This is a genomic window from Tychonema sp. LEGE 07196, assembly GCF_963890365.1.
In the GTDB taxonomy this organism is placed as follows: domain Bacteria; phylum Cyanobacteriota; class Cyanobacteriia; order Cyanobacteriales; family Microcoleaceae; genus Microcoleus.
In genome coordinates, this window is sequence record NZ_CAWPRX010000030.1 from 1 (window position 1) to 2,561 (window position 2,561).

The 2,561-nt window shown below is 47.4% G+C and carries 1 protein-coding gene; it reads right to left on the reverse strand.

Features of this window, described 5'->3' with window-relative positions:
* Nucleotides 1-131 precede the first annotated feature (131 nt).
* A complete protein-coding gene (ltrA, locus tag AACV78_RS04345) occupies nt 132-1,925 on the reverse strand; it encodes a group II intron reverse transcriptase/maturase (protein WP_339383463.1) in 1,794 nt (597 codons plus the stop codon).
* Between the last annotated feature and the right edge of the window lie 636 nt (nt 1,926-2,561).

Genomic DNA, 2,561 nt, shown 5'->3' on the forward strand with positions numbered 1-2,561 from the left:
TGTTAACCTAAGCAGGCAGGTCGCCCTACCTGCTCGGCTCCAGAACCGAACGTGAATATCGCTATTCATTCGGCTCCTCAGTGTGTGACTGTCACCTTTGCTTGTGACATCTCCAATAAGGGAAAACTCCCTCAGCGCGGTTCTGTTTCTGATTGCCCGTGAATTTGGTCGTGGCAATGCAGGTGGACTAATATCAGGTTTTTGTCGGCATTATTTCCACCCTTGGCTCTAGGCTTTAGGTGGTGTTTTTCGATTGAATCACCTGGGTTAAAGTTCAGTCCACATTGGGCGCATCTACCTTTCTGCCGCTTGAGCAGTCTTGCTTTCTGCGGTTCTAGGGATTTGTAATTTTCGCCCATTCTGGCGCTCCAATAAATCGAGTCTCCATCGTAGGGGCTGCGTGTTCCTTGTACCTTTGTCCATCTCAAACCCGCAGGAAATGCGGCATGGAGTAGGAGGTTGAAGGAATCCTGCTCTTTCCTCGAGCTTGCAAAGACCCAATTGTTATTACCGATGGTTCGCCAATATTTTCTGGCAACCCACTTTTTCCCTTTGTTAGGGTGACGGCGTTTCCCCCATCGATACAGTCTGCTCCAGAGTAGGTGGTCGAGTTTATTGAACGTTTCCTTTGAGTTCCAAGGAGATTGGTAATGACACCATCCTCTAATGATTGGATTGAGGAAACTGATTAGAGCAGCTTGACTGCTGCTGTTATTCTCCTCGACGTACTTATCGAGCTTTCTGTAATGAGCTTGAAGCTTTTCGTTGGAGGGTTTTACGATGGTTTTGAAACCCAACTTTTTACCTTTCGATGTTTCACCTGAATGGTGTTTCCCTACTGGGTATTGGCGAATGGAAAATCCTAGAAAATTAAATCCAGGCTTTTCTCCACCATGTTCTTCTAGTGTATGTACTAGCCGAGTTTTTTCGGGTTTCAACTCAAGCCCCAATTCGCTTAACCATTCTGATAGAATTTGCTGACATTGTTGTACCACGGCAAGTTCTTCGCATATTACCACTAAGTCATCCGCGTAGCGTATAAGCGTAGGAGCTTTCACTTCCTTTCCAAATAACCTTTTGGTATTTCGGATTCTGTTTGCTTTATCGCTGGGAAACTGTGCCTCTATGCGTTGTTGCATACCGTGGAGCGCGATGTTCGTTAAAAGTGGTGAGATACTACCACCTTGCGGAACACCCTCCTGTGTCTCTTGAAATCCCTTCCTTTCTGCCCATCTGCTGAAGTCGATTACTCCCGCTTTGAGCCACGCTTTGATTTGACGCTCGAAGATGGGAAAGGTATTAAGTTTTTCTAACAGTTTGGTATGGTTTATTTTGTCAAAACACCGACAGATGTCTGCATCCAAAACATACTTCGGTTTTTGGGCGATGTACGTTCGGATTGCTTCAACTGCGTCATGACAAGATCTGCCAGGTCTAAAGCCGTATGATTCCGATTCAAAACGTGCTTCCCATTCTGGTTCTAACGCCAGCTTGATTAGCGTTTGTTTTGCTCTTTCCTCAATTGTTGGGATTCCGAGTCCTCGTTTTTCCGGCTTTCCGGGTTTAGGAATCCAAACCCTTCGAGTTGGTGCTGATTTCCCGTTTACTTTCAGGTTTTTTGCCAGTTCTAATCGTGCTGGAGGTTTTAAGGCTTTTATCCCGTCAACTCCCGCCGTAACTCGACCTTTATTGTCCTGTGTAACCCGTCGCACGGCAATTAGTTTTGCAGACCAGGACTGAGCTAGACTCTTTTGGAGCCGCCTAACTGTTTGAACATCTCCACGCTGTGAAGCGCGATAAATCCGCTTTTGGAGCTTGAAAACTGCAAACTCAGCTTTCCGCCAGTTCACATTTTTCCATTCCACTTGTGATGTAATCTCCGTTTTGGACATCTTTACTCGAACTAAAGCGAACGTATCTTTCACACAGCAGTGAGTCTGTCAGCATATCCTCTCCATTACAGAGGGGCGTTGGCTTCTGACCCAATCCTTCCAAAGGTGGCTTACGCTAGCTACTACTCCAGAGTTTGACCAATTCTGGAGAGCCGTTCCCCTGGTTTAATTCGTTCCGAGTTTCCGTTGGTACTGGTTGTAGAACCTCTCAATCCGCCGGGTTTTGGTAAGTGCCGATAGTCAGTAGGGCAAGCTGCTATCTACCGTTCCCGTGAGCCTATTTCGCTCCCTGCGTATTAGCCTTATTCCGCAAGTTGATAATGACGACGGTTTGTACGAGAGTTCGCTTTCGCTGTTCTGCCCCAGATGCTCCCGGTTTCACTACATTTCAGGCTCGTAGCTTATCCGGTTTTCACCCCGCTTCAGTTCTGGCGGTGCTACCCTCTCCATAGCTGGGGGTGATGCTGTTACCTGGACACTTACAGAAGGAGGACTTTCACCTCCACGGAAACTAAGTTATCTCGGTTTCGAGTGTTGCCACCCTTCCCTATTGACCTGCTTTCAGCAGGTGTGACGCTTTCGGATTTCTCCTTGGCGCGTCAACGAGCCGCACTGCCGCAATTATCCTGGGTAACTCTACGCACCGCTAATGCTTTTGCTGCCCAAGAA